Here is a 15,827-nt window from a genome sequence, read left to right as displayed (position 1 = left end):
GGCGCGTCAGGCCCGTCTCCTCACCGCCAGCGGGGGTCCCTTTTCGACGCCGATAGGGGGTCCCGTTTCAATGCCGTTTGACAGTCACCCCAGAGGGCAGGCGCGCTTCTGGGGCGGTCGCCCGCGGCGTCATGCGGTCGGCTTGCGCAGGGCGGGCGCGTTCGGAGGAGGGCAGCGCGCCTCAGGCGCGCAGTGCCCCGCCCACGGCGACTTCGACGGCGCCGACGACTTTCGCGGCGACCGCCTCGATCTCCTCGTCGGTCAGCGTGCGTTCGGTCGGCTGCAACCGCACCGACAGCGCGATGGATTTCCGGCCGGCCCCGAACTGGGCCTCGGCGCGGGGACCTTCGAACACGTCGAAGACGCTCGCCGCCGCGATGAGCTTCTTCTCGGCCCCGCGCGCCGCGCGCAGCAGGGCCGCCGCCTCGACGCGGGCGTCCACGACGAAGGCGAAGTCGCGCTCGACCGCCTGAAGGTCCGACGCCGCGAGCGCAGGCCGCGCCGCGCCCTTCGCCTTAGGGAAGGGGGCCGCCGCGAGGTCGGCGAGCACCGCAACCACCGGCCCTTTCACGTCCATCGCCGCCAGCAGCTTCGGGTGCAGTTCGCCGAACACGGCGAGCGTCGTCTTCGGCCCGAGCTTGAGCGCCGCCGACCGGCCCGGATGCATCCAGTCCGGCGCTTCGCGCGCCACGGTCGCCTTGTCGGGCGCGACGCCGCAGGCCGCCAGCAGGGCTTCGGCGTCGGCGCGCGCGTCCCACAGATCGACCGGGCGGCGTTCGCCGGACCAGTCGCGCGGGGCGGTGACGCCCGCGCGCACCAGGCAGGCCTGCTCGGTCTGCTCGCCGGGCTCGGCGCCGTGAAAGCCCGGGCCGACCTCGAACAGCGCGACCGTTTCGGCCCCTCGCGCCTGATTGCGCGCCACGGCGGCCAGCAGGTTCGGCAGCGGCGACGGGCGCATGTGCGACAGATCCGAGGAGATCGGGTTCTCGAGCGCCAGCGCGTCGCCGCCCCCGCCGCACAGCGCCGCCGCCGCGCCCGAGGTGAAGCTGTAGGTCACGCATTCGCACAGCCCCGACGCGGCGAGGGCGCGCCGCGCCATCCGCGCGCGGCGCTGCATCGGGGTCAGCGCCGGCGGCAGCGGGCCCTGCGCGCCGCGCGGCAGCGGCTGGGACTGCAGCTTGGTCAGCGATTCGACGCGCGCGATCTCCTCGACGAGATCGGCCTCGCCGCGGATGTCGGGCCGCCAGCTCGGCGGGGCGACACGGAAGCCCGCGCCCTCCGGCTCGACTGAAAAGCCGAGCGCGCGCAGGGTCTCGACCTGCCGCTCCGGCGCGATCTCCATGCCGACGAGGCTGGAGACGCGGGCGGGGGCGAGGGCGTAGCTGCGCGCTGAGTCCGGAACCGCGCCGGCGACGACGACCTCCGACGCCTCGCCGCCGCAGATGTCGAGGATCAGCCGCGTCGCGAGCTCAAGCCCGTCGCGGGTGAAGGCGGGATCGATCCCGCGCTCGAAGCGGTAGCGCGCGTCGGAGGAGACGCGGAGTTTGCGCCCGGTCGCCGCCGTGCGGGTGGGGTCGAAATAGGCGGCCTCGATGAAGACGGTGGTCGTCGCCTCAGTGACGCCCGAGGCCTCGCCGCCCATCACCCCGCCGATGGACTCCACCGCCTCGCCGACGCAGATCACGGTCATCGCATCGTCGAAGACATAGGTCTTGCCGTCGAGCGCGAGCAGGCTTTCGCCGGCGCGCGACAGCCGCACGGTCAGCCCGCCCGACACTTTGTCCGCGTCGAAGACGTGCAGCGGGCGGGCGCGGTCGAGGGTGAGGAAATTGGTCACGTCCACCAGCGCGGAGATCGGCCTGAGCCCGATGGCGCGGAGCTTCTTCTGGAGCCAATCCGGGCTCGGGCCGTTCTTCACCCCGCGCACGACGCGACCGATGAAGAGCGGGCAGGCCTCCTCCGCCACGTCAGGCGCCAGAGTCACTGGGACCGGACAGGGGAAAGCGCCGGAAACCGCCTCGATCGCCGGAGTGATCAGCCGCCCGAGCCCGCGCGCGGCCAGATCGCGCGCGATCCCGGCCACGCCCAGCGCGTCCGGACGGTTGGGCGTGATGGCGATCTCGATCACCGGATCGGCGAGGTCGGCGTAGTCGATGAACCGCGCCCCGAGCGGCGCGTCGGGGGCGAGGTCGATGATGCCGTCATGCGCGTCCGACAGGGTCAGTTCGCGCTCCGAGCAGAGCATGCCGTTGGATTCGACGCCCCTTATCACGCCGGGCTTCAGGTCGAGCCCGGTGCCGGGGATGTGGGTGCCCGGCGGGGCGAACACGCCGACGAGCCCCGTGCGCGCGTTCGGCGCGCCGCAGACGACCTGCACCTCGACCGACGGCCCCCCGGGCCCGTCGGGCCATGTCTCGACGCGGCACACGCGCAGCTTGTCTGCGTCGGGGTGGGGGCCCGCCTCGATCACGCGCGCGATGCGGAAGGCGCCGAGCGTCGCCGCGGGGTCCTCGACGCCCTCGACCTCGAGGCCGAGATCGGTCAGCGCCTCGGCGATCCGCTCGACCGACGCGTCGGTCTCCAGATGCTCCTTCAGCCAGCCCAGCGTGAATTTCATCGCCCGCGCGCCCCGTGATCCCTTGCGTCGCGGCCTCTTACGCCATCGCGACCCCCAGCGCCAAGAGCCGCGCCCTCAATGGCCTCGTTCGGGCCGCGCCCTCAATGGCGGAAATGGCGCATGCCCGTGAATACCATCGCAATCCCCCGCCCATCCGCCGCCGCGATCACCTCGGCGTCGCGCACCGAGCCGCCGGGCTGGATCACCGCCGTCGCGCCGGCCTCCGCCACCGTCTCCAGCCCGTCGGCGAAGGGGAAGAAGGCGTCGGACGCCGCGACCGAGCCGATGGCGGGGCTGTCGGGCAGGCCGAGCGCCGCGCCCATCTCGGCGGCCTTGCGGGCGGCGATGCGGGTGCTGTCGAGCCGGCTCATCTGGCCGGCGCCGACGCCCACGGTCGCGCCGCCCTTGGCGTAGACGATGGCGTTGGACTTGACGTGCTTGGCCACCGCCCAGGCGAAGCGCAGATCGGCGAGTTCGGCGTCGGTCGGGGCGCGGCGGGTGACGACGCGGAGGTCTTCGAGCAGGGCGGCGTCGCGGTCCTGCGCGAGCCAGCCGCCGGCGACCTGCTTCCACGCAAGGCCCGGAGCGGCGGCGTCGGGGATTGCGTCGGTCAGCAGCAGGCGCAGGTTCGGCTTGGCGGCGAAGAGCGCGCGGGCCTCGTCGGAGGCGCCGGGCGCGATCACGACTTCGGTGAAGATCGCGGCGATGGCGCGGGCGGTCTCGGCGTCGAGCGGGCGGTTGAGCGCGACGATGCCGCCGAAGGCCGAGGTGCGGTCGCAGTCGAAGGCGCGGGCGTAGGCCTGCGCCGGGGTTTCGCCCAGCGCCGCGCCGCAGGGGTTGGCGTGCTTGACGATCACGCAGGCCGCCCGCCCGGCGAAATCGGGCCGGTCGAGCTCGGCCAGCGCCTCGAAAGCGGCGTCGGTGTCGGCGATGTTGTTGTAGCTCAGCTCCTTGCCCTGAAGCTGGCGCGCGGTGGCGACGCCCTGCCGGGCCGGGCCGCCGACATAGAAGGCCGCGCCCTGATGCGGATTCTCGCCATAGCGCAGCGGCTGCGCCAGAACGCCCGCCACCGCGCGCCGGCGCGGCGCGGCGAGGTCCGCCTGAGCCGCCATCCAGGCCGAGACGGCGGCGTCGTAGGCGGCGGTCAGCGCATAGGCCTCCGCCGCGAGCCGGCGGCGCAGCGCCAGCGTCGTCCCGCCATGCGCTTCCAGTTCGGCGAGGATGTCGGCGCAGTCGGCGGGGTCGGTCACGACCGCGACGGCGTCGTGGTTCTTGGCGGCGGCGCGGATCATCGCCGGGCCGCCGATGTCGATGTTCTCGACGCAGGTCGCGGGATCGGCGCCCGAGGCGACGGTCGCCTCGAACGGGTAGAGGTTGACCCCCAGCAGGTCGATCTCGCCGATCCCGTGCGCGGCCAGCGCCGCCATGTGCTCTGGCGCGTCGCGGCGCGCGAGCAGGCCGCCATGCACGGCGGGATGCAGCGTCTTGACCCGGCCCTCCAGCATCTCGGGGAAACCGGTGATCTCGGCCACGTCGCGCACGGCGAGGCCCGCGGCCCGCAGCGCCGCCGCCGTGCCCCCGGTCGAGACCAGTTCGACCCCGCGCGCGGCGAGCGCCGCTGCGAAGTCCGCCAGACCGCTCTTGTCGGAGACCGACAGCAGGGCGCGTCGGATCGGGCGGATGTCGGCGGTCATGGCGGGGTCCTTTCGCGGCCTGCGGCGCCGGCGGGCTTAGAGGCTCGGACCCCGCCGTTCAACCCCCTCAGGCGTCGGCGCCGAGATGCCGCGCGAAGAACTCCAGCGTCCGCGACCACGCCAGTTCCGCCGCCGCCGCGTCGTAGCGGGGCGTGCTGTCGTTGTGGAAGCCGTGATTGACGCCGGGATAGATGTAGGCCTCGTAGGTCTTGCCGTGCTCCTTGAGCGCCGCCTCATAGGCCGGCCAGCCGGCGTTGATGCGCTCGTCGAGTTCGGCGTAGTGGATCTGGAGCGGCGCCCGGATCGCGGGGACGTCCGCCGCATCGGCCTGCCGGCCGTAAAAGGGGACGGACGCCGCGAGGCTCTCATAGGCGACCGCCAGCGCGTTGCACACGCCGCCGCCATAGCAGAAGCCGACCGCGCCCACCTTGCCGGTGGAGTCCGGATGGGCGAGCAGATGCTCGAAGCCCGCGAAGAAGTCGTTCATCAGCTTCACGGGGTCGAGCTGGCGCTGCATCTCGCGGCCTTCCTCGTCGGTCCCCGGATAGCCGCCGAAGGGCGTCAGCCCGTCCGGCCCCATCGCGAGATAGCCCGCCTTGCCGAGCCGGCGCACCACGTCCTCGATGTAGGGGTTGAGGCCGCGGTTCTCGTGGACCACGAGGACGGCGGGCAGCTTGCCCGTCGCATCGGCGGGACGGGCGACCAGCGCGTTCACCGATCCGTGCCCGTTCGGCGAGGGGTAGGAGACGCGCTCGGTCGCGATGGCGGCGTCGTCGGGCGCAACCTGCTGGGCCAGCGCGTAGTCGGGGCGGAGGCTGTCGAGCAGCGCCGCCGCGGTCAGCCCGCCGACGGCGTATTTCGCGGCTTCGTCGAGGAACTGCCGCTTGGTGATGCGGCCATGGACATAGCCGTCGAACACTTCGAGGAGGCGCGGGGGAAAATCCGCAGCCGTCTTGCGCGTCGTCATCGCCTGTCTCCCTGAGTCGAACTCGCCGGTCTCGCGCGCCGGTCTGGCGAGAAGGTAGCGCGGTTGCGCGGGGCCGGCCATCGGGCGGCGGCGCGTCCGCCCCCTCGGAGCCGGGACCCCGGGAGCCCCCGCCGCGAAATTCGGGCCGGGCGGTTCAGATCACATGGGTCTCGCGCAGCCGCGCGATCTCGGCGTCGGACAGGCCGAGCAGGTCGCGCATGACCTCGTCGGTGTGCGCGCCGAGCCGGGGGCCGAGCGTGCGGACCCGCCCCGGCGTGCGCGACAGCCGCGGCGTGGTGTTGGGCACGACGATGACCTCGCCGGTGTCGGCGTCGTCCATCGCCACGAGGTTGCGCCGCGCATGGACCTGCCGGTCGGCGAAGATGTCGGCGATGTCGTTGAGGGGACCCGCCGGGGCGTCATGCGCCCGGCAGCGCGCCAGAACGTCGGCGCGCGTCAGCGAATCGCACCAGTCGCGCACGATCTGGTTGACGTCGTGGCGGTTATCCAGCCGCGTGCGCTGATCGCCGTAAATGCTGGACGAGGCCAGCTCCGTCCGCTCCATCGCCGCGCAGAGCCGCTCGAACATCTTGTCGGTGGTGCAGGCGATGGCGACCCATTTGTCGTCCTTGGTGCGGAAATGGCCGAGCGGGCAGGCGATGGCGTAATGCGGCCCCTGCCGCTCGCGCACGAAGCCGGTGGCCGCGTAGGCGGGCGCGAGCTCGTCGGTGCAGCGGAAGACGGATTCGTAGAGCGCCACGTCGATGTACTGTCCGCGCCCCGTGCGGTCGCGGTGGCGCAGCGCCATCAGCGCGCCGACGCAGCCGTAAAGCCCCGAGGCGTAGTCGCCGAAAGTGGTCGAGCCGGGGGTGACGGGGGTGCCGCGCGGCATGCCGGTCAGATAGGCGATGCCGCCCACCGCATGGGCGATGCGCGCGAAGCCTGGCCGGTCCTTGTACGGGCCGGTCTGGCCGTAGCCCGAGACCCGCAGCATCACCAGCCGCGGATTGACCTCGCGCAGGACTTCCCAGCCGAGGCCCCATTTCTCCAGCGTGCCGGGGCGGAAATTCTCGCACAGCACGTCGGCGGAGGCGACGAGCTTCTTGAAAAGCTCGGCGCCGTCTTTTGAGTGCAGGTCGATGGTCACCGACTTCTTGTTGCGGCCCTCGCTCATCCAGCAGAGCGTGTCGTTGACGGAGGTGGCGGTGCCGAAATTGCGCGCGGGGTCGCCGCCGATCGGGTGCTCGACCTTGAGCACCTCCGCGCCGAACTCGCCGAGGATGGTCGCCGCATAGGGCGCGGCGATGATCGTCGCCACGTCGATCACCCGAAGCCCGCGCAGCGGCAGGTCGTCGGCGCCGGCGGTCGGGTCGGGAGCGTCGGGCATGCTGGGCCTCCCTCAGACGATCTTGCGGGCGCGCAAGCTCGCGAGCTCGTCGGCGCTGAGCCCGAGAAGCGCGGACAGCACCGCGTCGGTCGACTCGCCGAGCCGTTGGCCGAGCGTCGAGATGCGGCCCGGCGTTTCCGAAAGCGTCGGCACGACGCCGGGCACGACGACCTTGCCGACGCCGGGCGCCTCGAACTCCGCGAGATTGCCGCGCGCGAGGAACTGCTCGTCCTCGAAGATGTCGGCGATGGAGTTGAGCTTGCCGACCGGCACTTCCTTCTCGAGGCAGCGGCGCAGCAGCTCCTCGCGGTCGAGCGCGCCGGCCCATTCGATGACGATGGCGTTGACCGCGTCGCGCGCCGCCAGCCGCTTGCGCTGCTCGCCGTAGGTGCTGGAGGAGGCGAGCTGCGGGCGCTCCATCGCCTCGGCGAGGCGCTCGAACATCTTGTCGGTGGTGCAGGCGATGGCGACCCAATGGCCGTCCCTCGTGCGGAAATGGCCATGCGGGACGGCGACGAAGCTGCCTGCGCCCTCGCGCTCGCGCACCTTGCCGAACAGCCCGTAGGCCGGCGCGATCTCGTCGAGCTGGCGGAACACCGCCTCGTAGATGCCGATGTCCACGACCTGCCCGAGGCCGCTCTCCTCGCGTTCGCGCAGCGCGATCAGCACGCCGATCAGCCCCATCAGGCTCGACATGTAGTCGCCGAGCGGCGAGGAGCTCGGCGTGACCGGGGACTCGCCGGGAAAGCCCGCGTGATAGGAGAGCCCGCCGAAGGCGTGGGCGATGTGCGCGAAGCCGGGGCGGCGGCGATAGGGGCCGGTCTGGCCGTAGCCCGAGACCCGCAGCATCACGAGGCCGGGATTGATCGCGCTCAGCACGTCCCAGCCGAGGCCCCATTCCTCCATCGTGCCGGGGCGGAAATTCTCGATCAGCACGTCGGATTTGGCGATCAGCCGCTTGAACAGCGCCGCGCCCTCCTCGCGGCGCAGGTCGAGGGTGACCGACTTCTTGTTGCGGCCCTCGCTGAGCCAGGCGAGCGTCGCGTCCGGGCGGCTTGTGGCGGTGCCGAAGCGGCGCATCGGGTCGCCGGCGAGCGGGTGCTCGACCTTCAGCACCTCCGCGCCGAACTCGCCCATCACCGAGGCGGCGTAGGGGCCGGCGAGGAACGTGCCCAGATCGATGACGCGCAGGCCGTCGAGCGCGAGGCCGGGGCCGGGGCCGTCCGCTGCATTGGGCGCCGGCGCCGCTGCGCGATCCTGCTCCTGCGCCATCCGCCCTCCCCATCCGCTTTCTGCGTCAAGCGCCGATTTTCTCACGAAATCGGGCGGGAGGGGACAGGCTTCGCTTGCGACTTTCGGGGGGGCTCACTCCGCGGCGACAGGCCGGGCGAGGCGCACGGCGGTCTTGCCGGGCCAGAGCCTGCGCGAAGGCATGATCAGCACGGTCGGGTCGTGGGGGGCGCGCACCTCCCGCTCGCCGTCCCAGCCGATCAGCCGGCCCTGTTCGAGATGCTCGAAGCCGCGCCACGCTTCGGCGAAGCGGAAGGCGTCGGTCTGGATGGTGACGGGGCCGGAGACTTCATAGACGCGCTGGGCGGGGCGGGGCGGGCGGGCGGCCATGCGCTCTGCGCCGAAATCGGGGGCGACGGCGCCGGTGGCGCGCAGGAAGCCGGTGGCGCAGTCCTTGGCGACTTCGGCGGCCTCGGCCTCCCAATGCTGGCCGCATTCCACAAGGGCTGCGTTCTTCGGCGAGGCGGGGTCTGCGAAGCCCTCGAAATCGCGCATCCGCACGCCTTCGGCATGGCCCTGGTCGGTCACGACGATCCCCGGCCAGCCGATCTCGCGCGCGAGCGCCCGCCCCTTGGCCGCGGGCCCCGCGATGATCAGCGGTTCGGTCTTGTGCTGCATCGAGTGGATGTCGAGGAGCAGGTCCACAGTCGAGAGCCACGGGCGCAGTTCGCGCGCTCGGGCGACTTCGCAAGTGACGGGGCGGTCGGGGTCGTCGAGCCGGCCCGGACCCCAGAGCCGGTTGAAATCCTCGTCCACCCAGCGCGTCGCATCCGGAAGCTCCGGGTCGAACGCTTCATAGGCCGCGATGTTGACGAAGACGAAGGAGAGCTTGCCGCGCACGGGGCGCAGCGCCATCCGCATCAGCCAGTCGAGCGCGATGGCGCCGCAGGGCTCGTTGCCGTGCACGATGGCCGAGAGCGCGACATGCGGCCCCGGCGCCGCTGCCTCGAAGGTCCAGAGATAGGGGACGCCCGCGTTGCCGGCGGCGTAGGGTGTCAGGTCGGGCGGCGTCAGTTCGACGGGGTAGAGGTTGGGAAGCCCGGTGGCGGATCCGGTCATGCGGTCTGTCCTTGCAGCGCCGCCTGCGTGAAGGCGGCGAGATGTCGGGCGAGGTCGGCGAACGTCGCCTTCAGCGCGGGATAGCCCGCGTTGGGCGCCCGCGTCTCCTCGTCCATGTAGAGCTTGCGGTTGACTTCGATCTGGAGCGAATGGCGCGCGCTTGCGGGGTCGCCGCTCATGCGCACGAGCTCCATCCCCTTGTAGGGGTCGTTGAGCGCGACGGAATGGCCGCGCGCCGTCAGGAACTCCGCGACGCAAGCGGTGAAGTCCGGCGCGCAGGAGGTTCCGTCGCGGTCGCCGAGCACGAAATCGGGGCGCTGCGCGCCGCGCGGCTGGGTGGACATCGCCGAGGCGCGGTCCTGCATCGAATGGCAGTCGACATGCCAGACGGCGCCCCAGCGGCCCTGCGCCGCGTCGAGGAGGGCGCGCAGCTGGCGCTGATAGGGGCGGTGATAGGTCTCGACGCGCGCGCGCAGTTCCTGCGGGGTCATGCGGCGGGCGTAGAGCGGCGCGCCGTCGGGGGGGACTTTGGTCCAGCACAGGCCGATGCCGAGGCGGCTCTTCTCGGTCGGCGCGAGCGGCCAGGGCGGCGGGCCGTCGAGCGCGTCGGGGTCCATGTCGTCCTCGGCGCGGTTGGCGTCGATGTAGATGCGCGGGAACTGCGCGTGCAGCAGCGCCGCCCCGGCCTCCGCCGCGCCGGCCCAGAGGTCGTGCACATGGGTGTCCTCGGCCCAGCGCAGGCGGACGGGGTCGGCGGCGTGGTCGAAATCCGCCGGATATTCCGTGCCGGAATGGGGGCTGTCGAAGACCAGCGGCGCGCGCCAGCCGTCGAGCCCCTCGACGCGCAGCACGCCGGGGATGTGGGGGGTCATGCGGTTCCTCCGTCCTCGAGATGGCAGGCGACCGCGCGCGGCCCGTCATGGCGCAAGGCCGGGGCCTCGCGGCGGCAGCGCGGCCCGGCGAGCGGGCAGCGCGGGTGGAAATGGCAGCCAGGCGGCGGGTTCAGCGGCGAGGGGATTTCGCCCTTGATCGGGTGGAACACGCGCCGCCCGGCGTCGAGCCGCGGCGCCTGGTCGAGCAGCGCCTGCGCGTAAGGGTGACGCGGGCCGTCGAACAACGCCTCCGCCGGCGCGATCTCCACCACGCGACCGAGATACATCACGACGACGCGGTCGGCGATGTGCTCGATCACGCCGAGATCGTGGCTGATGAAGAGATAAGTCAGGTCGAGATCGCGGCGCAGGTCCTGAAACAGGTTGATCACCTGCGCCTGGATCGACACGTCGAGCGCCGCGATGCTCTCGTCGCAGATCAGGAAGTCGGGCTGCACGGCGAGGGCGCGGGCGATGCCGATCCGCTGGCGCTGGCCGCCCGAGAACTGGTGCGGATAGCGCTGCGCATAGGCCGGATCGAGCCCGACCTTGGCGAGCGTCGCGGCCACATAGTCGGTCATCTCGGCGCGCGTGGTCAACCGGTGATGCACCGCCGCCTCGCCCACGATCTCCTCGACCCGCATGCGCGGATTGAGCGAGGACATCGGGTCCTGAAAGATCATCTGCAGCTTAAGCCGCGCGGCCCGCGCGGCGGGCGAGGCGGCGTCGGTCACGTCCGCATCCTCGAAGCGGATCGTTCCCCGCGTCACCGGCAGAAGCCCCGCCACCATCCGCCCGAGCGTGGACTTCCCGCAGCCCGACTCGCCCACGAGGCCGACGACCTCGCCGCGCGCGACGTCGAAACTGGCGTCGTCCACCGCGTTCACCCGCGCCTCGGCGACTGGCGCGCCGAGCAGGCGGGCGAGCTTCTCGACCGTGTCGAGCCGCTTCTCGAACACGCGCGAGACGCCGCGCAACTCCAGCATCGCGCTCACGCGGCGGCCCCTGCGGCTTCGAGCGGCAGATGGCAGCGCAGCGCGCGGTCTGGGCCGAGCGGGGTCGTGTCCGGGGCCGCGGCGCGGCAGAGATCGGCGGCGCGGGGGCAGCGCGGGGCGAAGGCGCAACCGGGCGGCAGATGGGCCATGTTCGGCGCCATGCCGGGGATCTGCGTCAAGGGCTCGCCGCGCCGCGCCCGCCCGCTCCCATGGCCGGGGATCGAGCCGAGCAACCCGGCGGTGTATGGATGGCGCGGCTGCGTCAGGATCGCCTTGGAGGAGCCGCTCTCGACGATCCGGCCCGCATACATCACTGCGATCCGGTCGGCGAGGCCGGCGACCACTGCGAGATCATGGGTGATCCAGATCAGCGCCGTGCCGGTCTCGCGCGCGAGCCCCTGAACCTCGGCCAGAATCTGGCTCTGGATGGTCACGTCGAGCGCGGTGGTGGGCTCGTCGGCTATGATCAGCTCCGGCCCGTTGAGCAAGGCGATGGCGATGGCGACGCGCTGGCGCATGCCGCCCGAGAACTGGTGGGGATAGGCGCTGAGCCGCTCGGAAGGCGAGGGGATGCCGACGCGCGCCAGCGCCTGCGCCGCGCGCGCCCGCGCCGCCTTGACGCTGACGCGCTCATGCGCGCGCACGGCCTCGATCATCTGGGTGTCGATGCGCAGAACGGGGTTCAGCGTCATCATCGGGTCCTGGAAGATCATCGCGATCTTCTTGCCCCGCAGCCGCCGCATCGCGCGCTCGGGCACGGCGGCGAGGTCCTCGCCCTGAAACAGGATGCGCCCGCCCGCCACCCGCCCCGGCGGATCGACGAGCCGCAGGATCGAGAAGCCCGTCACCGACTTGCCCGAGCCGCTCTCGCCGACGAGCCCCAGCACCTCGCCCGCGTCGAGCGAAAAGCTGACCCCGTCCACCGCCTTCACCACGCCGGCGTCGGTGAAGAAATGCGTCTGCAACGCCTCGACGCGCAGCACGCTCATCGCCGCAGCCTCGGGTTCAGCACGTCGCGCAGCCGGTCGCCGACGAGGTTGATCGAGGCGACGATGATCAGCAGCGCGACGCCGGGATACATGCTCATCCAGTACTGGCCCGACAGCATGAAGTCGTAGCCGTTGGCGATCAGCAGCCCGAGCGAGGGCCTTGTGATCGGCACGCCGACGCCGAGAAACGACAGCGAGGATTCCAGCACGATGGTGTTGGCGACCTGCACGGTCGAGATCACCACCAGCGGCGGGATGCAGTTGGGCAGCAGATGGCGCAGCAGGATGCGCCACGCCGGCAGGCCGAGCCCGCGCGCGGCGTCGATGTACTCCTTGCGCGCCTCGGCGAGCGCCGCGCCCCGCACCGTGCGCGCGTAATAGGCCCATTGCACGACGATCAGCGCGATCACCACCTTGTCGAGCCCGCGCCCGAAGGCGGCCATCAGCATCAGCGCGACGAGGATCGAGGGGAAGGAGAGCTGGAGATCGACCAGCCGCATCAGCACGGTCTCGACGCGGCCCCCCGCCCATGCGGCGTAGATGCCGACGACCACCCCGATCGCCATCGCCGCCGCCGTCGCCGCGATCGCCACGATCAGCGACACGCGCAGGCCGTAGAAGATGCCGGAGAGGATGTCGCGCCCCTGCTCGTCGGTGCCGAGCAGATAGGTCATCGAGCCGTCGAAAGTGGTCGATCCCGGCGGCAGGCGGCCGTCCATGATGTCGAGCTGGGCCAGATCGTAGGGGTTCTGCGGCGACAGCTCCGGCGCGAACAGCGCGATGACGAGGATCAGCAGCAGGCTCGCCGCCGCGATCCAGGCGGTCGGGCCGTTCAGGATCTGGCGCACGCGGCCCCGCAGCAGCCGCATGGCGAAGAACACCAGCGCCGCCAGCAGGGCGACCCGCGCCGGCAGGCTCGCCCAGTCCGGCCCCGCCGTCAGCAGGGCGACCGCCGCCGCCGTCGCCAGAGCGGCGAGGAGCGGCGCGTGGTCGGCGCGGGGGGAGGCCGGCGCGGCGGGGTCGGTCGCGGCGCTCATGTCGCGCCGCCGGCGACGCGCACGCGCGGGTCGAGCAGCGTGTAGATCAAGTCGACGACCAGATTGATCGCGATGAAGATCAGCACGGTCATCATCAGATAGGCGACGATGACGGGCCGATCGAGCGTCAGGATCGAGTCGATCAGCAGTTTCCCCATGCCCGGCCATGCGAACACCGTCTCGGTCACCACGGCGAAGGCGATCATCGAGCCGAGTTCGAGCCCCAGGACGGTGACGATGGGGATCATGATGTTCTTGAGCACATGCACGACGAGGATGCGCGTCTCCGACACGCCCTTGGCGCGGGCGAACTTGACGTAGTCCTGCAGGAGCGCCTCCTGCGTTCCCGCCCGCGCCAGCCGCGTCACCAGCGACGCCTTGTAGAGGGCGAGGGTGAGCGCCGGCAGGATCATGTATTGCAGGCCGCCCGGCGCGAAGATCGACAGGCGCATCCCCAGCACCTCGACCGTGTCGCCGCGCCCGGTCGAGGGCAGCCAGCGCAATTCCACGGCGAAGATGAGGATCAGCAGCATGCCCACCCAGAAATTCGGCAGCGAGAAGCCGAAGATCGAGCCGGTCATGATCGCGCGGCCCTGCCAGCGGTCGGATTTGTAGCCGGCGTAGACGCCGAGCGGCAGGCCGATCGCCACCGCGAAGACGAGCCCGAGCGCCGCGAGTTCCAGCGTCGCGGGCATGTAGTGCAGGATCAGCCCGACCGCCGGCTCGCCATGCACGAAGCTGCGGCCCAGATCGCCCTGCAGGGCGTTGCCGAGAAAGGTCAGGAACTGCATCCAGATCGGCTGGTCGAAGCCGAAGCGCGCCATCGTCGCCTCGATCTCGGCCTGCGTGGCGTCGGGGGCGATCAGGATGTCGACCGGGTTGCCGACCATGTAGATGCCGAAGAACACGATCACCATCATCGCGAAGGCGACGAAGACCGACTGGGCGATCCGCCTGAGAAGATAGACGAGCATCGGCGGGGCTCCCCGGCCCGAGGGCGGCGCGCGGCGACCGGGGCCGCCGCGCGCGTCGTCCGGTTGCGAGCGTCAGTCGGCGGGACGGACGAGATAGGGCAGGGTGTACTGGTCCACGCGCGGCGCGTAGCTCAGCGTGGCCTTCATCGCCCATGGCGTCACTTCGAAGTGCAGCGGGATGATCGCCCAGTCGGCCATCGCGACCCGCGACGCCTCGCGCAGCAGCTCCTGCCGCTTGGCGTCGTCCACCGTGGCGAGCGCCTGCGTCAGCAACTCGTCCATCGCCGGATTCGAGTACTGCCCGGCGTTGGTGGCGCCGTATCCGCGCGTCTTGTCCTGCGTCGCCAGCAGCGCCTTGAGCGGCGAGGACATCTCGCCGGTGCCCGCGCCCCAGCCCGCCAGATAGACCGAGAATTCGTTCTTGTTGCGCCGCGAGAAGAAGGTCGAGCCGGTGGAGGCGTCGATCTCGGTCGGCACGCCGATGCGCGACCACATCTGCGCCACCGCCTGCGCCACCTGCGCGTCGTTGATGTAGCGGTCGTTCGGGGTGCCGAGCGTGATGCCGAAGCCGTTGGGCCAGCCCGCCTCGGCCAGCAGCGCCTTGGCGCGCTCCGCGTCGAAGGGCGGCGGCGGCATGTCGCCTTCCTCATGCGCGCCGAACATGCCGAAGGGCAGCAGTTCGCCCGCCGTCACCGCCACGCCGCCCATGATCCGCTCGACGATGGCGTCGCGGTTGATCGCGATCGACAGCGCCTCGCGCACGCGCGCGTCCTTCAGCGGGTTCTTCCCGTCCGTGCCGGTGATCATCGGCGAGGGTTCCTGCGCGTGGTCGAAATGGATGTAGATCACGCGGTTGGAGATGCCCTGCGCCACCGTCAGCCCGCCTTCGGCTTCGATGCGGGGCAGGTCCTGCAGCGGCGGGTTCTCGATCAGGTCCACATCGCCCGCGAACAGCGCGGCGACGCGCGGGCCGGCGGAGGTGAGCGGCCGCATCGTCACCTTCTCCCACGGCGCGGGCTCGCCCCAGTAGCCGGGGTTGCGCGCGAGCTCGACGCCCTCGCCGCGGCGGAAGCTCGTCATCAGGAACGGGCCGGTGCCGATGGCGGCCGACCCGTCGTTGAAGGCCTGGGTGGCGGGGAAGGGGATGTCGCCGCAACCTTCCGGGCTGAAGGCGATGGAGGCGCCGTCGACGCCATTGGCCTTGGCCGAGATGACCCCCCAGGTCGAGAACTCGGTCGGCAGAAGCGGATAGGGCGCCTCGGTGTGGACGATCAGCGTGTGCGGGTCGGGAACCTCGAAGCCCGTGATCGCCTTGGTGTAGGTGGTGAACAGCGACGGCGAATCCGGCACGCCGGGGATGCGGCAGACCGAATAGATCACGTCATAGGCGTCGAAGGCCGAGCCGTCGGAGAAGCTGACGCCTTGGCGCAGCTTGAACTCCCAGCGCGTGTCGTCGAGCGGGCGCCAGCTTTCGGCGAGCAGCGGATAGAGCTGTTGCGTCTCGTCGGCGCCGACCAGCGACTCGAAGACGTTGCGGCGCAGCTGGTTGTTGGGCCCGAGATTGTGGAAATGCGGGTCCGCCGAGCTCGGCTCGGAGGCGAGGCCGACGCGCAGCTCCTGCGCGGCGAGGCCCGTTGCGGGAAGCGCCAGAAGCGCGGCGAAGGCCGCGCGGCGCAGATGGCCGATGGTCATGTCAGTCTCCCTGTCTTGCGAGGCTCTTGGCGGCCCGGACCGTCCTGCGCGGGCGGACGCGTCCACGCTATCAGGTGTCGCGGAAAGGGGAAGCCTTGGCGTGACGGCCATCGCGCCAGCGCTTCGACCGGCGGGCCGATCACCGTGGCGAAGGCGACCGGCGAGGCGAGCCCGAAGGCCGTGATCGCGACCGTGATTGCGACTTCGCAATCGGTCGACTCGGCGGTGAAGGCGATTGCGGGCGCCGTGCGCGG

The 15,827-nt window shown here is 71.6% G+C and carries 12 protein-coding genes and 1 pseudogene; all 13 read right to left on the bottom strand.

Annotation, left to right across the window (positions count from 1 at the left end; genetic code table 11):
* Window positions 1–181: 181 nt before the first annotated feature.
* Entirely contained in the window at window positions 182–2,617 is a 2,436-nt protein-coding gene (gene pheT, locus V7Q31_RS10320) for a phenylalanine--tRNA ligase subunit beta (protein ID WP_333833719.1), read from the bottom strand.
* Between the two features lie 101 nt (window positions 2,618–2,718).
* Window positions 2,719–4,311 (bottom strand): bifunctional phosphoribosylaminoimidazolecarboxamide formyltransferase/IMP cyclohydrolase, encoded by a 1,593-nt coding sequence (purH, locus tag V7Q31_RS10315; RefSeq protein ID WP_333833718.1) that lies wholly within the window; start codon window positions 4,309–4,311, stop codon window positions 2,719–2,721.
* Window positions 4,312–4,378: 67 nt separating this feature from the next.
* Window positions 4,379–5,278, bottom strand: a complete 900-nt coding sequence (gene yghX / locus V7Q31_RS10310; protein ID WP_333833717.1) for a YghX family hydrolase — start codon at window positions 5,276–5,278, stop codon at window positions 4,379–4,381.
* 154 nt (window positions 5,279–5,432) lie between these two features.
* Complete coding sequence (locus V7Q31_RS10305; protein ID WP_333833716.1) at window positions 5,433–6,665, bottom strand: CaiB/BaiF CoA transferase family protein; 1,233 nt, start codon at window positions 6,663–6,665, stop codon at window positions 5,433–5,435.
* A 12-nt stretch (window positions 6,666–6,677) separates the two neighbouring features.
* Window positions 6,678–7,937 (bottom strand): CaiB/BaiF CoA transferase family protein, encoded by a 1,260-nt coding sequence (locus V7Q31_RS10300; RefSeq protein ID WP_333833715.1) that lies wholly within the window; start codon window positions 7,935–7,937, stop codon window positions 6,678–6,680.
* A gap of 93 nt (window positions 7,938–8,030) precedes the next feature.
* A complete protein-coding gene (locus V7Q31_RS10295; protein ID WP_333833713.1) occupies window positions 8,031–9,014 on the bottom strand; it encodes a succinylglutamate desuccinylase/aspartoacylase domain-containing protein in 984 nt (327 codons plus the stop codon).
* On the bottom strand, window positions 9,011–9,886 hold the full coding sequence (locus V7Q31_RS10290) for an N-formylglutamate amidohydrolase (protein WP_333833712.1): 876 nt from the start codon (window positions 9,884–9,886) through the stop codon (window positions 9,011–9,013). The genes V7Q31_RS10295 and V7Q31_RS10290 overlap by 4 nt, the downstream gene beginning before the upstream one ends.
* Complete coding sequence (locus tag V7Q31_RS10285) at window positions 9,883–10,872, bottom strand: ABC transporter ATP-binding protein (RefSeq protein WP_333833721.1); 990 nt, start codon at window positions 10,870–10,872, stop codon at window positions 9,883–9,885. The genes V7Q31_RS10290 and V7Q31_RS10285 overlap by 4 nt, the downstream gene beginning before the upstream one ends.
* A 5-nt stretch (window positions 10,873–10,877) precedes the next feature.
* Window positions 10,878–11,870 carry an ABC transporter ATP-binding protein gene (locus tag V7Q31_RS10280; protein WP_333833710.1) on the bottom strand — a complete coding sequence of 331 codons (993 nt, stop codon included), beginning with the start codon at window positions 11,868–11,870 and terminating at the stop codon, window positions 10,878–10,880.
* Entirely contained in the window at window positions 11,867–12,907 is a 1,041-nt protein-coding gene (locus V7Q31_RS10275) for an ABC transporter permease (RefSeq protein WP_333833708.1), read from the bottom strand. Before V7Q31_RS10275 ends, V7Q31_RS10280 begins: the two co-directional genes overlap by 4 nt.
* Window positions 12,904–13,881 carry an ABC transporter permease gene (locus V7Q31_RS10270; RefSeq protein ID WP_333833706.1) on the bottom strand — a complete coding sequence of 326 codons (978 nt, stop codon included), beginning with the start codon at window positions 13,879–13,881 and terminating at the stop codon, window positions 12,904–12,906. Before V7Q31_RS10270 ends, V7Q31_RS10275 begins: the two co-directional genes overlap by 4 nt.
* Window positions 13,882–13,953: 72 nt before the next feature.
* Window positions 13,954–15,573, bottom strand: coding sequence for an ABC transporter substrate-binding protein (locus V7Q31_RS10265; RefSeq protein ID WP_333833704.1), 1,620 nt, complete (start codon window positions 15,571–15,573; stop codon window positions 13,954–13,956).
* Window positions 15,570–15,827 (bottom strand): annotated as a pseudogene (locus V7Q31_RS19195) (hypothetical protein); the annotation flags it as partial. The pseudogene V7Q31_RS19195 and the gene V7Q31_RS10265, both read right to left, overlap by 4 nt.

The organism is Rubrimonas sp. (assembly GCF_036788415.1).
Taxonomy (GTDB): Bacteria; Pseudomonadota; Alphaproteobacteria; order Rhodobacterales; family Rhodobacteraceae; genus Rubrimonas.
Note: the sequence above shows the minus strand (reverse complement) of the source record. Positions and strands in the feature narration are given on the sequence as shown.